Annotated in this window: 22 protein-coding genes and 1 pseudogene; 12 read left to right on the forward strand and 11 right to left on the reverse strand. The window is 67.4% G+C overall.

Annotation, left to right across the window (positions count from 1 at the left end):
• Positions 1-199: Clp protease (locus LGY53_RS16925; protein ID WP_225727641.1), on the forward strand; the 199-nt coding region annotated here is incomplete at its 5' end.
• A 54-nt stretch (positions 200-253) separates the two neighbouring features.
• Here the strand turns inward: LGY53_RS16925 and LGY53_RS16930 are convergent.
• A complete protein-coding gene (locus LGY53_RS16930) occupies positions 254-1021 on the reverse strand; it encodes an alpha/beta fold hydrolase (RefSeq protein WP_225727642.1) in 768 nt (255 codons plus the stop codon).
• Positions 1022-1216: 195 nt separating this feature from the next.
• On the opposite strand from LGY53_RS16930, the gene LGY53_RS16935 reads away from it, so the two are divergent.
• Positions 1217-1990 (forward strand): AraC family transcriptional regulator, encoded by a 774-nt coding sequence (locus LGY53_RS16935; protein ID WP_225727643.1) that lies wholly within the window; start codon positions 1217-1219, stop codon positions 1988-1990.
• A gap of 236 nt (positions 1991-2226) precedes the next feature.
• On the opposite strand, the gene LGY53_RS16940 is transcribed toward LGY53_RS16935, so the two are convergent.
• The gene (locus LGY53_RS16940; protein WP_225727644.1) at positions 2227-3021 is read right to left on the reverse strand and encodes an LLM class flavin-dependent oxidoreductase; all 795 of its coding nucleotides are present in this window, start codon (positions 3019-3021) and stop codon (positions 2227-2229) included.
• 29 nt (positions 3022-3050) lie between these two features.
• Positions 3051-3305, reverse strand: a complete 255-nt coding sequence (locus LGY53_RS16945; RefSeq protein WP_225727645.1) for a hypothetical protein — start codon at positions 3303-3305, stop codon at positions 3051-3053.
• Positions 3306-3429: 124 nt separating this feature from the next.
• On the opposite strand from LGY53_RS16945, the gene LGY53_RS16950 reads away from it, so the two are divergent.
• Positions 3430-4074 carry a vWA domain-containing protein gene (locus LGY53_RS16950; RefSeq protein ID WP_225727646.1) on the forward strand — a complete coding sequence of 215 codons (645 nt, stop codon included), beginning with the start codon at positions 3430-3432 and terminating at the stop codon, positions 4072-4074.
• Positions 4075-4077: 3 nt separating this feature from the next.
• Here LGY53_RS16950 and LGY53_RS16955 read toward each other — a convergent pair whose 3' ends face one another.
• Together LGY53_RS16955 and LGY53_RS16960 are read right to left on the reverse strand one after the other, a co-directional pair.
• The gene (locus LGY53_RS16955) at positions 4078-4740 is read right to left on the reverse strand and encodes a response regulator transcription factor (protein WP_225727647.1); all 663 of its coding nucleotides are present in this window, start codon (positions 4738-4740) and stop codon (positions 4078-4080) included.
• A gap of 22 nt (positions 4741-4762) precedes the next feature.
• Positions 4763-6148: a histidine kinase gene (locus LGY53_RS16960; protein ID WP_225727966.1), complete on the reverse strand. Its 1386-nt coding sequence runs from the start codon at positions 6146-6148 to the stop codon at positions 4763-4765.
• 115 nt (positions 6149-6263) lie between these two features.
• Between LGY53_RS16960 and LGY53_RS16965 the strand changes: the two genes are divergently transcribed.
• Together LGY53_RS16965 and LGY53_RS16970 are read left to right on the forward strand one after the other, a co-directional pair.
• Positions 6264-7166, forward strand: coding sequence for an ABC transporter ATP-binding protein (locus LGY53_RS16965; RefSeq protein ID WP_225727648.1), 903 nt, complete (start codon positions 6264-6266; stop codon positions 7164-7166).
• Positions 7163-8017, forward strand: a complete 855-nt coding sequence (locus tag LGY53_RS16970; RefSeq protein WP_225727649.1) for an ABC transporter permease subunit — start codon at positions 7163-7165, stop codon at positions 8015-8017. Before LGY53_RS16965 ends, LGY53_RS16970 begins: the two co-directional genes overlap by 4 nt.
• A 232-nt stretch (positions 8018-8249) precedes the next feature.
• On the opposite strand, the gene LGY53_RS16975 is transcribed toward LGY53_RS16970, so the two are convergent.
• Complete coding sequence (locus LGY53_RS16975; protein WP_225727650.1) at positions 8250-8849, reverse strand: TetR/AcrR family transcriptional regulator; 600 nt, start codon at positions 8847-8849, stop codon at positions 8250-8252.
• 112 nt (positions 8850-8961) lie between these two features.
• Between LGY53_RS16975 and LGY53_RS16980 the strand changes: the two genes are divergently transcribed.
• The 3 genes from LGY53_RS16980 to LGY53_RS16990 all read left to right on the forward strand — a co-directional run bounded on the left by LGY53_RS16980 (position 8962) and on the right by LGY53_RS16990 (position 10488).
• Positions 8962-9609 carry an FMN-dependent NADH-azoreductase gene (locus tag LGY53_RS16980; protein WP_225727651.1) on the forward strand — a complete coding sequence of 216 codons (648 nt, stop codon included), beginning with the start codon at positions 8962-8964 and terminating at the stop codon, positions 9607-9609.
• Between the two features lies 1 nt (position 9610).
• A complete protein-coding gene (locus LGY53_RS16985; RefSeq protein ID WP_225727652.1) occupies positions 9611-9931 on the forward strand; it encodes a multidrug efflux SMR transporter in 321 nt (106 codons plus the stop codon).
• Between the two features lie 113 nt (positions 9932-10044).
• Entirely contained in the window at positions 10045-10488 is a 444-nt protein-coding gene (locus LGY53_RS16990; RefSeq protein WP_225727653.1) for an OsmC family peroxiredoxin, read from the forward strand.
• A gap of 57 nt (positions 10489-10545) precedes the next feature.
• Here LGY53_RS16990 and LGY53_RS16995 read toward each other — a convergent pair whose 3' ends face one another.
• Positions 10546-11049, reverse strand: a complete 504-nt coding sequence (locus LGY53_RS16995) for a hypothetical protein (RefSeq protein ID WP_225727654.1) — start codon at positions 11047-11049, stop codon at positions 10546-10548.
• 72 nt (positions 11050-11121) lie between these two features.
• Positions 11122-11433, reverse strand: a complete 312-nt coding sequence (mhuD, locus tag LGY53_RS17000; protein WP_225727655.1) for a mycobilin-forming heme oxygenase MhuD — start codon at positions 11431-11433, stop codon at positions 11122-11124.
• A 60-nt stretch (positions 11434-11493) separates the two neighbouring features.
• On the opposite strand from mhuD, the gene LGY53_RS17005 reads away from it, so the two are divergent.
• Positions 11494-12240 (forward strand): alpha/beta fold hydrolase, encoded by a 747-nt coding sequence (locus tag LGY53_RS17005; protein WP_225727656.1) that lies wholly within the window; start codon positions 11494-11496, stop codon positions 12238-12240.
• Positions 12241-12282: 42 nt separating this feature from the next.
• Here LGY53_RS17005 and LGY53_RS17010 read toward each other — a convergent pair whose 3' ends face one another.
• Positions 12283-13164 carry an A/G-specific adenine glycosylase gene (locus tag LGY53_RS17010; RefSeq protein ID WP_225727657.1) on the reverse strand — a complete coding sequence of 294 codons (882 nt, stop codon included), beginning with the start codon at positions 13162-13164 and terminating at the stop codon, positions 12283-12285.
• Between the two features lie 96 nt (positions 13165-13260).
• On the opposite strand from LGY53_RS17010, the gene LGY53_RS17015 reads away from it, so the two are divergent.
• A complete protein-coding gene (locus LGY53_RS17015) occupies positions 13261-13884 on the forward strand; it encodes a carbonic anhydrase (RefSeq protein ID WP_167471655.1) in 624 nt (207 codons plus the stop codon).
• A 118-nt stretch (positions 13885-14002) separates the two neighbouring features.
• A complete protein-coding gene (locus LGY53_RS17020) occupies positions 14003-14713 on the forward strand; it encodes a hypothetical protein (RefSeq protein ID WP_225727658.1) in 711 nt (236 codons plus the stop codon).
• Positions 14714-14973: 260 nt separating this feature from the next.
• Here LGY53_RS17020 and radA read toward each other — a convergent pair.
• Positions 14974-16344: pseudogene (radA, locus tag LGY53_RS17025) on the reverse strand (DNA repair protein RadA); the annotation flags it as partial.
• Positions 16345-16421: 77 nt separating this feature from the next.
• Entirely contained in the window at positions 16422-17072 is a 651-nt protein-coding gene (locus tag LGY53_RS17030; protein ID WP_225727659.1) for a hypothetical protein, read from the reverse strand.
• 465 nt (positions 17073-17537) lie between these two features.
• On the opposite strand from LGY53_RS17030, the gene carD reads away from it, so the two are divergent.
• Positions 17538-18026 carry an RNA polymerase-binding transcription factor CarD gene (gene carD / locus LGY53_RS17035; RefSeq protein WP_011206964.1) on the forward strand — a complete coding sequence of 163 codons (489 nt, stop codon included), beginning with the start codon at positions 17538-17540 and terminating at the stop codon, positions 18024-18026.
• Positions 18027-18028 lie beyond the last annotated feature (2 nt).

Genomic DNA, 18028 nt, shown 5'->3' on the forward strand with positions numbered 1-18028 from the left:
CTCCGAAAAGATCCTCTTCGGCGAAATCGGCGCAGGCCAAACCATCACCGTCGACGTCGAAGGCTGGAACGGCGAGGGTGCTGGCGAGGACGCCAAGTTCACCTTCACCGGCAAGGCCAAGCTGACCAAGTCGGAGCCGGTCGAGGACAAGCCGGTCGCGGCGCTCGCCGGTGACGCTCAGGCGGCCTCCGGGGAGTAGATCCCAGCTAGCCGAAATCCCCTCTTCGCATGGCGGAGAGGGGATTTCGCTATTTCAGTTGGTCGGCAACCGGCGGTCGGTCTGCTGGCGGGCGAATTGGGTGATCGCCGTCGCGATCGCGTCGGGGGCCTCGAGCGGCAAGAGGTGTCCGGTGTCGCGCACGACCCGCATGGTGGCTTGGGGGATAAGCGGCAGCAGGTGTGTCGCGAGCGTCGCGGGCGGTTCGACGCCGTCGTATTCGCCCGCCAGAACCATTACGGGGAGGTCGATTTCGGCCACCTCGGTGCTGATATCGGCGGCGATGCCGTGCAGCGGCCAAGCGAGCCGGGCCGCCGGTGTCGCGGCAAGGCTGTCGGAAATCACTTGGGCGCGTTGGGTTTCGGTGAGCGGGCGGTGGGTCAGGGCGTGGTCGATGGCCGCGGCGACCGTCTGCGCGCTGTCGTAGGCGTGCGAAAGTGCCTGCTGTGCTTCGGGAGTCACGTTCGCGGGACGGGGCGGACCGGGTGCGATGAGCACCACGCCGGTCAGCCCGGCGGGGCGGCGGGCGGCGACGAGTTGGGCGACCTTGCCGCCCATCGAATGGCCGACCAGGACGTAGTCGGTGAGCCCGAGTTCGGCTACGACGCGCAGGACATCCCCGGCGAGCTGGGTGAGGTCGTACGGGCCGGGCAGTCGGCGGGACGCGCCCCACCCGCGGTGGTCGAAGGTCACCGTGCCGATCTCCGGCGACAGCCGTTCGATCACCGGGGTGAAGGTGCGGTGCGAACCACCCCAGTAGTGCAGTAAGATTGCCGTAACACCTTGCCCCGCAGTGATATTCACCGGAAGAACGCCACCGTCGACTGGTATCGGCCGTATTGTCTGTTCGCGCATCGGATATTCCTTTCCTCGTCATCGACGTTAGGTGGCCCGGCCGGGCGTCACGAGGTAAGTTTCCGGTTTGTCATGGTGAAAAACGGACAAGCGGGTTCGATACGCAATCTGTGCTACCAGCCTGAACACAGTGGTGCCGCCGGGGTGGAGGTGCTGAGCTTCGCCGAATTGCGCGGTATGCCAGCGGGAGCATTGGTGCCGCCGCTGCAACGGGCCGACTTTCACGTGCTCGGAATAGTGACGGCGGGCCGAGGTGCGGTCGCGGTGGATTTCGACCGGCACTCGATCGAGGCCGGTGTCGCGGTGTGGATCCGGCCCGGCTGGCTGCACCGCTGGGACGATATCGCCGACTGCCAGGGCGTCATCGTGTTGTTCCGGCCGGAGCTGGTGGCGGTGCCCGCCGCTGGGCCGCTCGGCCCCGTCCGTTGGGCGCTCGGCGCCGACACCGGGCTGGTCCGGACCGCCGCCGAACATCTGCGCCGGGAATTCGGCGCACCGCCCAGCCCGGCCACCGCGCCGATTCTGCACAACCTGCTGGAGGCGCTGCTGTTACGTATCGGCCAATCAGCTAACGAAATGCAAACCGCCGAAGGAACTTTCGCGGACTTCGCGCTGGAAGTCGAGAAGTACCACCGGCAGACACGTGAACTGTCCTGGTACGCCGAACGTTTGGGATATTCACCCCGAACCGTCACCCGCGCCACCCAGCACGCTGTCGGCATCGGCGCCAAGCAGTACATCGATAGCCGGGTGGTCTTGGAGGCCAAAAGACTACTGGCACACTCCGATATCTCGGTCGCCGAATGCGCCCGCCGCGTCGGCTTCGACGATGCCGCCAACTTCGCGAAGTTCTTCACCACCCGAGCGGGCTGCACTCCCGGTGCGTTTGCCGCCGAACACCATTCGACGAACAGGTGACGCCATCCTCGCATAGCTTTCAGCTTCCCGAGCCAGCGACAGTCAATGCGGAACCAGAACGTTGTGCGCAAGCTGAGGTGCGGTGGCTGGACGTTGGGCGGGTGGTTGTGTCGCTGCGACGACTGGATCGCCTCGGCTGGGCGTGCGGCGCCCGGATGACGGTGTTCCCGTGTAGCTTTCAGCTTCCCGCGCATGCACTTGTCAGCGCGGGAAGCTAGGCGCTGTCGGGTCGGCGGTCACCGATAGTGGTCGAGGATTGGGGTGAAGGCGGGGGATAGTTCGGCGGGGACGAGGAGTTCGTCGATGGCGTATTTGTCGCGGTGGAATTCGAGGATTTCGATGGCGTCGGCTGGGTCGGGCGGGAGTAGGCCCGCCGCGCCTGCGGCGCGCAATCCGGCCGGGGTGTGGCCGAGGCGGTTGGCCGTCCAGTACGGCAGTTGGTCGCCGATGCCGATCAGTTGGCTGGTGAAGCGGATATCGCGGTCGGTGTGGTCGCGGACGATGCGGACCATATCGGCCAGGTTCTGTTCGGTGGACTCGGGACCGGCGGCCAACAGGATCCGGTCGGCGATGGCGGCGGCCGCGGCCAGCATTTTCGGGCCGCTCGCCGCGATGACGACCGGTGGCGGCGGCTGGACCGACGCACGTACCGCGGCCACCGTCTCGAACAGCAGTGTCCGGCGCTCGGCGGCGGTACCCCAAGGGCGGCCCAGTTTTTCGGCCTCGGCGGCGGCATCCGGTCGGCCGACGCCGATGCCCAGTTCGAAGCGGCCGGTCGAAAGTAGTTGCAGGGCAGCCACTTCGCGTACGGTGCCAGCGATATCGCGGAAAGGCGCCGCAAGAACGTTGGGCCGCAATCGAATAGCGGTGGTCGCCGCGGCGGCCGCGGCGAGGCAGGGCAGCGGCGACGGGGTGTGCAGGGTGTCGGGCAGCAGAATGGTGTGGTAGCCCTGGTGTTCGGCCGCCCGGGTATCGCGGACCCATTCGGGGCCGGAACGCGGGACGAGAATAATGCCGAATCGCATGCTCATGGATATGCCTTTCGATTCCGTGCGACCGCTCAGCCCTTTACCGGTCCGCGCTTTTCCCGCAGCACCGTGAGGCGGCTGCGGTATTCGTCCTCGCTGATCTCGCCGCGCGCGAAAGACGTTCGCAGCGCGCCGATTCCGCTTTCCCGCCAGCAGAATCGGCGGCGCAGCACGATGGCGAGGACGATGAAGGTGGTCCAGAACAGCAGCGGGAAGATCCAGAAGTAGGGCCAGGGGTGCCAGCCGGTCTGGTCGGCAAGGTAGGTGACATGGTCGAAAATGTTCATATCTCAACCCTGCTCGCGGCGGTCGAGGCGGACATCGGCCGCGCGTCGTCGTCTCGCCTACGTCCGGACGCGTACGTTTTCCGGGCGTACGGTGGATGAGGTCAACAATCGACCGGGGGTGCATATGACAAATCCAGACCACACATTGATCGCCATTCTGCTCGACCGGTCCGGTTCGATGCAGGAGATCAAATCCGATACCGAGGGCGGTTTCGCCGCATATATCGAACAGCAGCGCGGCGAGCCGAAAACCATCGCGGTGACGCTCGCCCAATTCGACACCGAATACGAGCTGGTGTACGCGAATCGCCCGATCGCGGACGTGCCGCCGCTGAACCTGCAACCGCGCGGCATGACGGCGCTGTACGACGCGGTCGGCAAGCTGATCACCGATGTCGGCGCCGAACTCGCCGGCCGTCCGGAGCATGAGCGCCCCGGCACCGTCATCGTCGTCGTGCTCACCGACGGTCACGAGAATTCCAGCCGGGAATGGACGCACGAGGCGGTGCGCAAGCTGATCGAACAGCAGGAGCGGGACTACAACTGGACCTTCCTGTTCCTCGGCGCGAATATGGACGCGGTCGCCATCGGCACCCGAATGGGTTTCGCCCCGGGGCAGGCAATCACCTATGCCGCAGCGCCGAGCGGGGTACGCGCGGCATTCCGTGCCGCATCGGCGTATTCGTCCCGCGCGCAGTCCGCGCCCGCGGGTGCGCCGCGCCCGGTGTTCACCGAAGCCGAACGGCGCGAAGCGAATCCGGGCGTCTGAGGGTTATTGCCAGCCCGGCCGCACCAGCCCGGATTCGTAGGCCATGACCACCAGCTGCGTGCGGTCACGGGCGTTCAACTTCATCAGGATGCGGCTGACATGGGTGCGGGCGGTGGCCGGGCTCATATAGAGCCGTTCACCGATTTCCGCATTGGTGAGGCCCTCGGCGACGAGGGTCATCACCTCGCGCTCGCGGTCGGTGAGCTCCGAAAAGGCCGCGGGCGGCGGCTGTTTGGCGTGTGCGGAGAATTCCGCGATCAGCCTGCGGGTGACGCCGGGCGAGAGCAGCGCGTCACCGGCGGCGACCACCCGGACGGCCCGCAACAGATCCGCGGGTTCGGTGTGTTTGACCAGGAATCCCGTTGCGCCGGAACGCATTGCCTCGAAGACGTACTCGTCCAGTTCGAAGGTGGTCAGCACAACGACCTTCACCGCGGACAGATGCGGATCCTCGGCGATCATCCTGGTCGCGGCCAGCCCGTCCAGGACCGGCATGCGGATGTCCATCAGCACTACGTCGGGGGTGAGTTTGCGGGTGAGCCGCACGGCCTGTTCGCCGTTGGCGGCCTCGCCGATCACCTCGATATCGTCCTGGGCGTCGAGCAGCGCGACGAATCCGCCGCGCACCAGGGCCTGGTCGTCGGCGACGAGCACTCGAATCGTCATCGCGTTCTCCCGTATTCCGTCCTCAGGTGGCCGAATCATCGTGCGGTGCGGTCGTATCGGCGATGGCGGTCGCCTGCGCCGGGGCCGGATTGCCGTTGCGCTTCGGGTCACCGGCGGGCAGCCGGGCCGCGACCCGGAATCCGCCGCTCGGGCGCGGCCCGGCGGTGAGCGCGCCGCCGAGTGCGTGTGTTCGCTCCCGCATGCCGATGATCCCGTTGCCGCCGCCCGCGCCGGTCCGCGTCTGGGTTTCGGTCGGCCGGGTGTTGTCGACGGTGATATCGACGGATTCGGCGCCGTAGCGCACCGTCACCGTCGCGGCCGCGCCGGGCGCGTGCCGCACCACATTGGTCAGCGATTCCTGGATGATCCGCGCCGCGGCCACATCGATGACGCTCGGCAATTTTCTCGGGTCGCCGACCACGCGGGTGTTCACCACCAACCCGGCCGCACGGGTGCGCTGCAAAAGTGTGTCGAGGTCATGGATGCTCGGCGCGGGAGCGAGCGGCGGGGCCGGGCGCACCGGCGGATCCGGATTCGCGGCGGGCGCCGAATCCCGTTCGGCCCCGGCCGATTCCCGCCCGAACAGACTGAAGACACGCGCCCCGCGCGGTTCCTCGCTTTCCGGAACCTGTTGCGGTGGTTCGGTTTCCACACCGGGCATGGCGGCGCCCGTGCGGATGGTCTGTAGCAGCGTGTGCACCTCGGCCAGCGCTTCCTTGCTCGCCGTCTTGATCGCGGCCAGCGCCGCGGCCGCCTGCTGCGGTTTGCGGTCGAACAGTTCGAGCGCCACCGACGATTGCACGTTGATCAGCGAAAGGCTGTGCGCCAGTACGTCATGCAGCTCCCGCGCGATGGCGAGCCGCTCCTCGCTGGCCCGGCGTTCGCGCTGCGCCTCGGCGTCGCGGCGCGCGGCCTCGGCCCGCTGCCTGCGCGCGACGACGACCGCCGTGCGCTGCCGCAGGCCCTCGGCGATCAGGACCAGCACCGTCAACCAGGCCAGCAGCGCGGAGACCAGCCCGGCATGCACCGGGTAGCCGAACAGCTTCGGCAGCGGCCACACCAGGCATAGGAAACCGAGCGGCACGAGCGGGTAACTCCACCAACGGGATCCGAGGACGCCCGCGGTGAGGAATGAGACGACCAGGGTCACGAACAGCGGTCCGTATCCGTATCCGCCCATCAGGTAGGCCAGGCAGATACCGAAGGCGAAATACAGCACCGGCACCGGCTGCGCGCGCCGCCACAGCAGCGAGGCCGGGCCGAGGATCAGCAGCAGGTAGCCGTACCAGTCCAGGTGGTGCACATGCGGCTGCCGGTTCGCGAAAGTACCGCCCACCAGCACGAATACCGTGACGACCAGCGCAACACCCCAGTCCCGCGCGACCAAGTTACCCGTCAACCCTGGCACCTTCACAGATGCAGCCTATTGCGCCGGACCCGTTCATGGCGTCCGCCTGGCTACGTACGTCCGACATCGCGGTGAGACGGATGTGTCCGTCGGGTATTCGCCGGATTCTCGACACATGACAGATTCCATCGTGGTCACCACCGGGTTGACCAAACGCTACGGCGCGCACACCGCCGTCGACGCGGTACATATGCGCGTCGCGGCGGGCGAGATCTACGGCTTCCTCGGGCCGAACGGGGCCGGTAAGACGACCACCTTGCGCATGCTGGCCGGTCTGATCCGGCCGAGCGCGGGCACCGCGACGGTGCTCGGGCATACGCCGGGGGATCCGGCCGTGCTGCGGCGCGTCGGCGTACTCATCGAGGGGCCCGGCTTCTACCCCTACCTGTCCGGCCGGGACAACCTGCGGGTCCTGGCGAAATACCGCGGCCTCGGCGGTGCGGACGTCGAGGCGGCGCTGTCGGCGGTGCGGTTGGCCGACCGCGCGGGTGACGCGTTCCGCACCTATTCCCTCGGGATGAAGCAGCGCCTCGGCGTCGGCGCGGCCCTGCTCGGCCGTCCCGACCTGCTCATCCTGGACGAGCCGACCAATGGTCTCGACCCGGCGGGCATGGCCGAAATGCGGGAGCTGATAACGACTCTCGCCGCAGACGGCCATACGGTGCTGCTGTCCAGCCACATGCTCAGCGAGGTACAGGAGATCTGCGACCGGGTCGGGGTGATCTCCGACGGCCGGTTGATCGCCGAATCGACGGTCAGCGAATTGCGCGGCGCCGCTTCGCTACTGCTGCGGGCCGAACCACTCGAGGTCGCCTTTCCCGCCGTTCGCTCGGTGGTCGGAGACCATTCCGCGCTCTTGACCGCCAATGGAATTCGCATCGATGCCGGTACCGCCACCGCGCCGGCGGTGGCCAGGGCCGTCGTCGAGTCCGGCGCGGAGCTCTTCGAGCTGCGCATCGACGAAAAGTCCTTGGAAGAAGTCTTTTTCGAGATGACCCAATTGGAGGAAGCGAAATGAACGGGCGTGATCTGTTGGCCAGCACGCGGGCAGAACTGCTGCGGCTGCGGAAGTGGCCCGCGTTCTGGATCGTCCTCGGCGTCTGGGTGGTGTTGAACCTGGTGTTCGCCTATCTGTTCAACTACCTCGCCTACACCACGGGGCAATCCGGCCGGATGTCCAATGGACTACCGAAAGATCAACTGCTGCAACAGATGTTGCCCACCGCGGTGCCCGAGGTGTTCACCCAGGGCATGGCGATGTTCGGCGGCGCGCTGATGCTGGTGCTCGGCGCGCTCGTGGTCGGCAGCGGATTCGGTTGGGGCACTTGGAAAACCGTGTTCACCCAGGGACCGTCACGCATCTCGGCCATCGGGGCGGTGGTATTGAGCCTCGCGCTGGTCGTCGTCGGGTTGGTCTGCGTGGTTTTCCTGGTCGACACCGGAGTGGCCGCGGTCATCGGCGCGAGCCAGGGGCAGGCGCTCGCGCTGCCCTCATTGCATCGGGTATTGCTCGGGATCGGCACCGGTATCGCGATTCTCGGGATGTGGACGCTGCTCGGCGGGTTGATCGGCGCGATCGCCCGCGGACCCGCCCTCGCGGTCGGACTGGGCCTGGTCTGGGTGCTGGTGGTGGAGAACCTGCTTCGAGGGGTGGCAGGGATCTTCACGCCCATCAAATTCCTCACCGATCATCTGCCCGGCACGGCGGCCGGATCGCTGGCGGGCGCGATGCGCACCGTGCCCGGCTCGGGCACACCGGGTGTGCTGGATATCCTTTCGCGCACCGAATCGCTGGTAGTGCTGGCGCTTTACGCGGCGGCGTTCGTAATCGGCACCGTGGCACTGTTCCGAGTGCGGGATATGTCCTGAGCCAGGTTCGCTGGAAACCGTTGCCGCACACCGTGGCAACGGTTTCGCCGTGTTCTGGTCCGCGCTCGGCGGGAGCAATCATGGCGCGCTCGAGCAAGATCGCCGCGAACACAGCGGTTACCCTCTGGGTAGGTCGCGGGTGTGGCGGATTAGTGGCCGCCGGGTCCGGTGCGTTTCAGGTGCAATCGTTGCGCGTATGTCCTGCGCGAATGGGATTGCCGCGCTTGCTCCTTCAGTCCGCCAGCACAGAACGGGCGATCCGGCCGAGAGCCGCGGCGATCTGTTCCCGACTCAACCCCCGCGCCCGCTGCTGTTTGAAAACCTCCGCCGACAACGGCGCCAGCAGCGCGTCGACCATGGCATCCGGCTGCCGAATTCCACCGGCCACCAAGAGACTTCGCACATGCGCGGCCCAGAATCCGTACGCTCCGGTCGCGAAGCGTGCCCCGCCGGTTTCCGCACCGAGCACCAGATCCGCGTGCTCGCTCAACAATTCGACCATGGCGGCGTAGAAGGCGGCCAGTCGCTCGGCGGGCGACGCCCCGGGGCCGAGCGGCGGCGCACCGCCGAGCAGCCGCTCCTGCAATGCGCGTTCGTGCTCGTCCAAGAGGGCGACCGCGATCGAATTCGTATCGGGATAGCGCCGGTACAGCGTGCCGCGCCCGACTCCGGCGGCCTTCGCGATGTCATCCATCGTCACCGTGCGCGGATCCCGGGCGGCAAACAGTTCGGCGGCCGCCGCGAGCACCTTCGCCCGGTTGCGCGCCGCGTCCGCGCGCTCCGGTCGCCGGTTCGCGGGCAGGCCGGTGAGCAGGTCGGATCGGGATTCCATAGCCGCGACTCTAGCGCAGTTCCAAATAGGTGGACAATATGTCCACTTCTGCTTTATCGTCGAGTGCGCAATCAAGTGGACGCAATGTTCGGTTAATGGAGGTCTTGTCCGAATGAGCACGCTGCTGCACCTGGACGCCAGTGCCCGCCGTGAATCCATCAGCCGCGAGCTGAGCGCGGCCTTCGCCGCCGCCTGGCGTGCGGAAAACCCAAGCGGTACATACGTTTACCGCGACGTCGCGGCCGATCCGGTGCCGTTCGTGGGTCCGGGATGGACCGCGCTGTGCGATGCCGTGCTCGCGGCGGGACACACCGATCTCGCGAAACTTCCCGAACTGGCCCGAACTCCGGAGCAGGTGGCGGCCTGGGCGATCGTCGAGCCATTGTTGGCGGAACTGTTGGCCGCCGACGTCATCCTGATCGGCACCCCGATGTACAACTACTCCATCCCGGCCAGCCTCAAGGCCTGGCTCGACCAGGTGACCTTCCCGCGAATGTCGTTGGGGCACCGGCGGTTCGTCGTCGCTTCCGCCCGCGGCGGCGCGTACACGCCCGGCGCACCCAAGGCCCCCTTCGACTATCAGGAACGCTATCTGCGCGATTTCTTCGCCGGGCATTTCGCCGTGCGCGACGCCGTTTTCGTACACGCCGAACTGGCCAATTCGCGCACCGATCCGAATCTCGCGCAGCTGCGCGACAAGCATGACGAGTCCTACGCGCTCGCGCTGGAATCGGTGCGCGAACTCGCCAAGGAGTACTGAGATGAACTGGGTCGTGCTCGGCATCGCCGGACTGGTCGAGATCGTCTGGTCGCAAAGCATCAAGCCGACCGAGAACTTCACCCGCCCGCTGGCCACCGTCCTTTGCTTCGCGCTCGGGAGCCTCGCGGTCTACCTGCTGTCCAGGGCCATGCAGACCCTGCCGGTCGGTACCGCGTACGCGATCTTCACCGGTATCGGGGCCGTCGGCGCGATCGGGCTCGGCGTGATCGTCAACAAGGATCCGCTCGGCGCGGGCCGCCTGCTGGCGCTGTCACTGATCCTCGGCGGCATCGTGCTCGCTCGGATCACCAATCCGGAATAGCCTGGTGCACAGCATATTCCGATTCACCACCGGTTGATGGGCCGAAGCTGCGCGCCAAGTCGGCCCGGCGCGGGTAGGTTCGTGCTGAATCGATCATCGGCGAAAGGACCGTGATGCCAACACGTACCGCGCGTACCGCCTGGACCGGCACCCTGCAGGAGGGCGGCGGCCAGGTCGAGCTGACCAGCTCCGGGGTCGGCAAGTACGACGTATCGTTCCCCAAGCGTGCCGCCGACAATGCCGACGGCACCACCAGCCCGGAGGAACTGATCGCCGCGGCGCATTCCTCCTGCTACGCGATGGCGCTCTCGGCGCAGATCGGCAATGCGGGCGGCACGCCGGAGAGGCTGGACGTGACCGCCGACGTGACGCTCGGTCCGGACCCGGCGGGCGGCTTCCGGATCAGCAAGATCAAACTGACCGTGCGCGGCAAGGCATCCGGCATCGACGCCGCGCAGTTCGCCGAGGCGGCCGCCGCGGCGAAGGCCGGCTGCCCGGTGAGTAAGGCGCTGGCCGGCGTCGACGATATCGAACTCGACGCGGCATTCGACGCCTGATTGGGCCGCACCTGTCCGGCGCACCGTGTGGTGGGCCGGACAGGTACTCGAAACGCATTATTCGACAGGGCGTTTCGCCTCGATTGCGGCGAAATAGTCGTGGGCGTCCCCGCGGTACATGGCGGGGATCGCGATCAGCACCGCGACGATATGGACGGCCCTGAGCAGCGCGACAAGCACCGAATCCGCGGTGATTCCGCCGAGCAACGCTCCGATATCGTTGGCGGACAACAGGTTCCGGATCGGCTCCACGATCAGTGAGGCCAGGCCGACCACGCCGATGCCGAAGGTCAGCGCGATTCGGGCCCATCGCGCGCCGTGCGTCATTCGCACGGCGACCAGGAAGACCACCAGATAGATCCCCAGCCGCACCGCGACGCCTACGGCCAAGCCCGGCCAGTCGGCGCCGGAGCGCATCACCGCCGCCGCGATGTGCTCGATCATTTCGCCGATCCCGGCGGCCAGCGCCGCCATCAGGGCCAGAAAGGCGACCAATATCGAACGGGGCGGCGGCGGTTCGTCGGTGCGGGTGGCCGGGGCGAAGAGGGCTGTGTGCGGCATGACACCGACACTGCCGCCGGATTCCTCGCCCGAGATCGGCCCGCGGTAGCGATCCGATCTCGTACCGGAGTATCAGGCCTGCTTCGCGGCGACGTCCATGACGACCTCGAATTCCAGCAGCGATGCTCCGGTGGACACCGGCTTACGATCGCTGCCCGCGTGCGCGGCCTTCGCGGGACCATCCCGCCATGCGGCGAAGGACTCTTCCGAATCCCACTGCGTGACAACGAAGTACCGGCTCTCCCCGGCGACCGGACGGAGCAACTGGAAGCCGAGGAAGCCCGGCGAATTCTCCACCGCGTGCGCCCGGTGGGCGAACCGCTGCTCCAGCTCGGGGCCAGCGCCTTCGGGAACCTCGATCGCGTTGATCTTGACGACTGCCATGATCTCGACAATACGACGCGAAAACGAACCCGGATTGCCGGGCTTGGCAGAATCGGCCCGGTGTTGCATGACGAAGGCGGAACCGGCGTGCCCATCCTGCTGCTGCACGGGCTGATGGGCAGCGCCCGAACCTGGCGTGATCAGCTCGGCTGGCTGCGTGGATACGGCCACGTGCACACCTTCGACGCGGCCGGGCACGGCAGGCCGGCGCCCGACGAACTCACCACCGAGGCATTCGTTGCCGATTTGGCAACGGCCACCGCGGCCATCGCCGAACCCATGGTGATCATCGGGCATTCGATGGGCGCGCTGCACGGATGGGTATTCGCGGCGCACCATCCGGCGCGGGTGCGCGCCCTGGTGATCGAGGACATCGCACCCGATTTCCGCGGCCGCACCGCCGCAGGCTGGGCGGCCATGATCGAGGCGTGGCCGCAACCCTTCCCGGATGACGACGCGGTGCTGGCGTATTTCGGCCCGGTGGCGGGCCGCTATTTCCTGAATTCGTTCGAGCGCGGAGCGGATGGCTATCGGCTGCACGGTTCGGTCGCCACCTTCCGGGATATCTCGGAGGAGTGGGGCGGCCGTGACTTCTGGTCCGAGTGGAAATCGCTGCGTGCTCCGGCGCTGCTGCTGGAGGGGGAATACGGCATCACGCCGCCGGGGCAGATGCGGGAGATGGCGCGGGTGCATCCGGACGCCGAATACGTGTTCGTGCCGGGAGCCGCGCATCTGGTGCACGATGACCGGCCCGAGCGGTACCGCGCCGAGGTCGAGCGGTTCCTCGGTCGCGTACTCGGCGGTTGATGAGTGCCGCTGTATTAAGCCGGAAGGCTATGCGGGAGTAGGTTATTCGGTTCGGCCAGCCTCGCCGGCGAGCGCGAACAACCCATCGGCGGTCTGCTCGATCAACCCGTCGACGAGCAGCGAGTCCAGCGCCCGGTCGCGCTGCCCCGGATCGCGAGTCCAGGCCAGGTCCAAGCGGATTCGCTCGACCGGCCCGGTCGCGGCGCGCAGCACATCGAGCAGGCGACCGCGCGCCTGCCGGTCCGTGCCCTCGTATTTCTGTGTGCGCCTTGTGTTTTCGGCTACCGGACGACCGGCGGCGACCCAGGCGCAGCGGGGCAGCGGACAGCTCGAGCAATCGGGCGTGCGCGCGGTGCAGACCAGCGCGCCCAACTCCATCAACGCGGCCGAGAACCTGGCCGCGCGGGAAATCGGTTGCGGCAGTAGCGCTTCGGTCTCCACGAGATCCCGGGCCGACGGATTGCCCGCATCGGCGCGTCCGTGCACCGCCCGCGCGACCACCCGGCGAACGTTGGTGTCCACCACCGGAACTCGCTGACCGTAGGCGAAACAGGCGACGGCGCGGGCGGTGTACGCACCGATCCCGGGCAGCCCGAGCAGCACCTCGACATCGGCGGGCACCTCGTCGCCGTGTTGCTCGGCGAGCACCCGCGCGCACTCGTGCAACCGCAGCGCCCGGCGCGGATAGCCCAGTTTGCCCCAGGCGCGCAGCACCTCGCCCTGCGCGGACGCCGCCATCGCGGATGGCACCGGCCAGCGCGCCACCCACTCCCGCCACACCGGCTCCACCCGGACCACCGGTGTTTGCTGCAACATGATTTCGCTCATCAGGATCTGCCATGCCGTGACACCGGGGCGGCGCCACGGCAGATCACGTGCGGTTGCGCCGTACCAGTCGAGCAGCGCGTCCGCATCGATCGTCACGTTCACCGTCTCCTTCGTCTGCCTGCCAGCGACTGGTAGCCGACCCGTAACCGTTCGAACTCGCTGGTAACCGATGGGTTGTGCACAATGGACGATATGTCGCAGTCCAATCCGATCTCGGCCTGGAAGTCCCTGAGGGAAGGCAACGAACGCTTCGTCAGCGGTGCACTGCTGCATCCTAGTCAAGGCGCGGCCGACAGGGCGAAGCTCGTCAGCGGTCAATCCCCGTCCGCGGTGCTGTTCGGCTGCGGTGACTCCCGCGTCGCCGCCGAGCTGATCTTCGATCAGGGGCTCGGCGATATGTTCGTCGTGCGCACCGCGGGCCACGTGGTGGACAGTTCGGTGCTCGGGTCGATCGAATACGGCGTCCAGGTGCTCAACGTGCCGCTGATCGTGGTGCTCGGCCACGACAGCTGCGGCGCGGTCAAGGCGACGCTGGACGCGCTGGACGGCGGCGAGGTGCCCGGCGGGTTCATCCGCAGCGTCGTCGAGCGGGTGACGCCGTCGATCCTGGTCGGCAGGCGCGAGGGGCTTTCCACCGTCGACGAGCTGGAGGCCAGGCATGTCGTCGAGACCAGCAGGCTGCTCATGCAGCGGTCGATGATCATCTCGCAGCGGGTGGCCACCGGCGAATGCGCGATCGCCTGTGTCACTTACAAACTCGCCGAGGGCAAGGTCCAGCTGCACCGCGTCGTCGGCAATATCGGCGAACTCGCCTGAGCTGGACGGGATTTCCCCAGCGTGCGGGCCGCAATGTACCCGCAACGCCACGGTTTTCCTCCCCCGACACGCCGAGCCCCTGAGTGGCTCCACCCGATCGTGCCCTTACCGTTGAGTCGTGCTGGAACCCACTGGACCGCTGCCTCCGGAGATCTACTGGCGTCGTCGCGTTTTCGCGATCGCCGCGTTGGTGGTCGCGCTCGCGCTGGTGATCTGGTTGGCTCTGCTGGTCTCGCGCGGTGGATCATCGGGCGATTCGAAGGGCGCGGCCACCTCGTCGTCGACGACGGCCAAGGCGGCCGATGCGAGCAAGGCGGGCGAGCCCGCCAACAAATCCGCCGACGCCGCCTCCGGAAAACCCTCCGCCAGCGGCGATTCGAGCACGCCCAAGCCCTCCGGCAGCAGCGCGTCCGCCACCGCGAGTTCGGCGCCGCCCGCACAGTGCCCCGACCAATCGCTCGCGGTGAAGGTGTCGGTCGAGCAGCCCACCTACAAGGTGGGTGAGCAGCCGGTGTTCGTCATCGTCATCACCAATATCTCGTCGGTGACCTGCTCCCGCGATATGGGTTCCGGCCTGCAGCAGGTTTCGGTGCAGACCCTCGACGGTGCGCGCAGGCTGTGGTCGAGCACCGACTGCTATCCGGACGGTCAAGCGGATGTGCGCACGCTGAACCGCGGCGAGCAGGCGGCGTTCACCGTCACCTGGTCCGGCTCCACCTCGCAGCCCAATTGTGCGGGTGAGCGCGTCCCGGTGCCGCCGGGTGCGTATGCCGTTGTCGCGCAATTGGGTTCGGTGCGCAGCTCGGCGGAGCCGTTCAATATCGCCTAGAAATCAGGGTCTTCGAGCAGTTCGCGGAAGTTGTCCTCGATCTGTTCACGGCGGTTCCTGCGCATCTTGTGCGCCGAGAACTCGTCGATCGGGCCCTCGACCGCCAGGCCCGGATCGTCCGGATCCACCTCGTCGACGAAACCCTCGGGGACCTTCGGCGGGCGCGGGTTCAGGATTTCCTTCGTGCGCAGTGTCTCGTGCTGTTGACGGATTCGCTTGGCCAGCAGGCTGCCCGGTTGCGGCGGCTCGGGGTCCCTGCCCTTCTTGCCGAGCCCGGCCATGCGCAGCGCCGCCTGCACATCGCCGACCTCGTGCACCTTCATCGATATGCCCTTGCGCTCACAACCCGGCGGCACCAAAGCCGTTGTGAAACCCAGCCTTTCGGCCTCCGCCAGGCGGCGCGAAATACCGGTCACCCGGCGTACCTCACCCGCCAGCCCGACCTCGCCGAGCACCACCCAGCCTGCGGGCAGCGCCCGCTCGCGCGCCGCGCTGGCCACGGCGAGCGCGACGGCGAGGTCCGCGGCGGGTTCGGTGAGCCGCATGCCGCCGACCGTCGCCGCGTACACATCGTGCTTGCCGAGAAATACCCGGCACCGGCTCTGCAGCACCGCCAGCACCATGGCGACCCGGTTGTAGTCGAGTCCGCTCACCGCACGGCGCGGCGAGGGTATCTCGGTGTGCACCGTCAACCCCTGTACCTCGGCCACCAGCGGTCGTTTACCGTCCATCGCGACCGTGACCGCGGTGCCGGGCACCGATTCGGTGCGGTGATGCAGAAACAGCCCGGACGGATCGGCGACGCCCTGGATGCCGTCGTCGTGCAGTTCGAAGCAGCCGACCTCATCGGCGCTGCCGAAGCGGTTCTTGATGCCGCGCACCATGCGCAGCGTCGAATTCTTGTCGCCCTCGAACTGCAGCACCACATCCACCAGGTGTTCCAGTGTGCGCGGGCCCGCGATGGCACCGTCCTTGGTGACGTGCCCGACCAGCAGCACGGCGATCCCACTCGCCTTGGCCAGCGCGGTGAGTGCGGCCGTCACCGCGCGCACCTGGGTGACGCCGCCGATCACGCCGTCGACCTCCGGGGCCAGCATGGTCTGCACCGAATCGACGACCAGCAGCGTCGGCCGCACCTGCTCGACATGGCCGAGCACGATCGACAGATCGGATTCCGCTGCGAGATAGACCCTTTCGTGCACCGCGCCGGTCCGGTCGGCGCGCAGCCGCACCTGCCCGGCCGACTCCTCCGCCGTCACGTAGAGCGAGATCTCCTCGCGCTGTTTCGCCCAGCGGTGGGCCACCTCCAGCAGCAGCGTCGATTTTCCGACACCCGGCTCGCCGGACAGCAACACCACCGATCCGGGCACGACGCCGCCGCCGAGCACCCGGTCGAGTTCCTCGACACCGGTCGCCCTCGCCTTGGTGACCTGTGAATCGATCCGCGAGATCGGTGCGGCGGCGGTACTCGGCAGCATCGCCTTACGGCCACCGGTACCGGCGACGGCCGCGGCCGAGACGGCGACCTCCTCCACGGTGCCCCACGCCCCGCAGTCGGGGCACTTGCCCACCCATTTGGCCACCTCGTGCCGACAGGCGGAGCAGCGGAAGATCTGCTTGGTCTTAGCCACAGGCGCACCTTACGCACCCGTACCGACAGCAAAAGAAAACGGCTGCCGCATGTGCGACAGCCGTTTCGGAGTTCGGGTCAGTGTCCGCTCTTGTGTTCGCCGGTCTCGGCGGCGGCCTTGTCCGACGTATCGCCCTGGCGGGCGGACAGCGGACCCGCGTCCACCGGGACCTGGACGTTGACGGTGCCGTTCTGCTTGAAGTTGAACGTCACCTGGTAGGTGAGGCCCGGGGTGATATCCCTGGTCAGTCCGGTGATTTCGATCAGCGCCGGGTTGGCGGCCGGGTCGTCGGCGGGCTTTTCGGACGCGGCCGAATGCGGGGTGGTGCTCGGGGCGGCGGGGGTGGTCGCGGGGGCGGTGTGCGCCATCGCCTTGCTCGCGGCGACGAGGGTGTGCTGGGGCTCGATCTCGACGCCGGACTTACCGGCGGGCGGGGTCAGCTTCACCTCGCCGAGGTCGGTCTTGACGCTGATCAGCTCGTCGCCGACGGATTCGCTGTTGTTGACGATGGACAGCGCGATGAGCGCCTTGCCGCCCTTGACGTTGGTGTAGTCGGGGCCGGCCACCGCCGGGTACACGATGTGCACGTTGCGCAGGGCGATCTTGCCGATGTTGGCGGTGTTGCCGTTGATCGCGGAGACCTGACTGGCGGTCTGTGAGATCTGGCCCGCACCACAGCCGGACAGTGCGAGAGCGGCGCCGGCGGCGAGCGCGGCAACCGGCACCATGCGACGCCACCTCGACGTCCGCGCCCCCGAAGAGGCGGTCACAGCATTCAGGGCAGTCACGGGTTGTCCTCCATGTCGACCGGGCTCACTCCACTTGGGAGGGTAATAACTAGGGAGCGTAGTAGTTCACCGAACGACCCGAGCGTCGGGGGAGTGGTATATGGCCATATTCGTCGCTCCGCGCGGCGAACGGCGTCGAGGGGGCACGACACCGCCGCGCGCTGTGCATCCATTCCATAACGGTTCGGCGGACCGGTGCGGGGTTGCGGGGACGCTGCTGGTCGGGTCGCCGATCGGTGTGTCGCGGTGGGCGTTCGGCTAACCCGTTCTGGCACAACGGAATGCACACCGTACGTCTTCTGTCAACCCCCTCGGTGCCCTCGTTGTGGCCCTGACCTGCACAGTTGATCGCGCCGTTACCGAGTCGCATGTTAAACTGTGAACATCGAAAGGGGCACGGGACACATGATTTTTAAGGTCGGAGACACCGTCGTTTACCCCCACCACGGAGCGGCGCTGATCGAAGCAATCGAGACTCGCACCATCAAGGGTGAGCAAAAAGAGTATCTGGTCCTTAAGGTCGCTCAAGGTGACCTGACTGTTCGCGTTCCCGCGGAGAACGCCGAATATGTCGGCGTGCGCGACGTCGTCGGCCAGGAGGGTCTCGATCGAGTCTTCCAGGTGCTGCGGGCGCCGCACACCGAAGAACCGACTAACTGGTCTCGCCGCTACAAGGCCAACCTCGAGAAGCTCGCCTCCGGCGATGTGAACAAGGTTGCCGAGGTCGTTCGCGATCTGTGGCGCCGCGAACAGGATCGCGGCCTGTCCGCGGGCGAGAAGCGGATGCTCGCCAAGGCCCGTCAGATCCTCGTCGGTGAACTCGCGCTCGCCGAGGGCACCGACGACGGCAAGGCCGAGACCCTGCTCGACGAGGTTCTCGCAGCGGCCTCCTGACC

It is taken from the genome of Nocardia sp. JCM 34519.1 (assembly GCF_020361265.1).
Taxonomy (GTDB): Bacteria; Actinomycetota; Actinomycetes; order Mycobacteriales; family Mycobacteriaceae; genus Nocardia; species Nocardia arthritidis_A.

Excerpts from the sequence above, each read along its gene's own strand:
- LGY53_RS16975 (WP_225727650.1), bottom strand. The coding sequence starts at position 8,849 with ATGGAATCCCGATCCGACCTGCTCACCGGCCTGCCCGCGAACCGGCGA.
- LGY53_RS16965 (WP_225727648.1), top strand. The coding sequence starts at position 6,264 with ATGACAGATTCCATCGTGGTCACCACCGGGTTGACCAAACGCTACGGC.
- LGY53_RS16990 (WP_225727653.1), top strand. The coding sequence starts at position 10,045 with ATGCCAACACGTACCGCGCGTACCGCCTGGACCGGCACCCTGCAGGAG.
- LGY53_RS16985 (WP_225727652.1), top strand. The coding sequence starts at position 9,611 with ATGAACTGGGTCGTGCTCGGCATCGCCGGACTGGTCGAGATCGTCTGG.
- mhuD (WP_225727655.1), bottom strand. The coding sequence starts at position 11,433 with ATGGCAGTCGTCAAGATCAACGCGATCGAGGTTCCCGAAGGCGCTGGC.
- LGY53_RS16970 (WP_225727649.1), top strand. The coding sequence starts at position 7,163 with ATGAACGGGCGTGATCTGTTGGCCAGCACGCGGGCAGAACTGCTGCGG.
- LGY53_RS16995 (WP_225727654.1), bottom strand. The coding sequence starts at position 11,049 with ATGCCGCACACAGCCCTCTTCGCCCCGGCCACCCGCACCGACGAACCG.
- LGY53_RS16955 (WP_225727647.1), bottom strand. The coding sequence starts at position 4,740 with ATGACGATTCGAGTGCTCGTCGCCGACGACCAGGCCCTGGTGCGCGGC.
- LGY53_RS16980 (WP_225727651.1), top strand. The coding sequence starts at position 8,962 with ATGAGCACGCTGCTGCACCTGGACGCCAGTGCCCGCCGTGAATCCATC.
- carD (WP_011206964.1), top strand. The coding sequence starts at position 17,538 with ATGATTTTTAAGGTCGGAGACACCGTCGTTTACCCCCACCACGGAGCG.
- LGY53_RS16940 (WP_225727644.1), bottom strand. The coding sequence starts at position 3,021 with ATGAGCATGCGATTCGGCATTATTCTCGTCCCGCGTTCCGGCCCCGAA.
- LGY53_RS16950 (WP_225727646.1), top strand. The coding sequence starts at position 3,430 with ATGACAAATCCAGACCACACATTGATCGCCATTCTGCTCGACCGGTCC.
- LGY53_RS16945 (WP_225727645.1), bottom strand. The coding sequence starts at position 3,305 with ATGAACATTTTCGACCATGTCACCTACCTTGCCGACCAGACCGGCTGG.
- LGY53_RS17030 (WP_225727659.1), bottom strand. The coding sequence starts at position 17,072 with ATGGTGCCGGTTGCCGCGCTCGCCGCCGGCGCCGCTCTCGCACTGTCC.
- LGY53_RS17015 (WP_167471655.1), top strand. The coding sequence starts at position 13,261 with ATGTCGCAGTCCAATCCGATCTCGGCCTGGAAGTCCCTGAGGGAAGGC.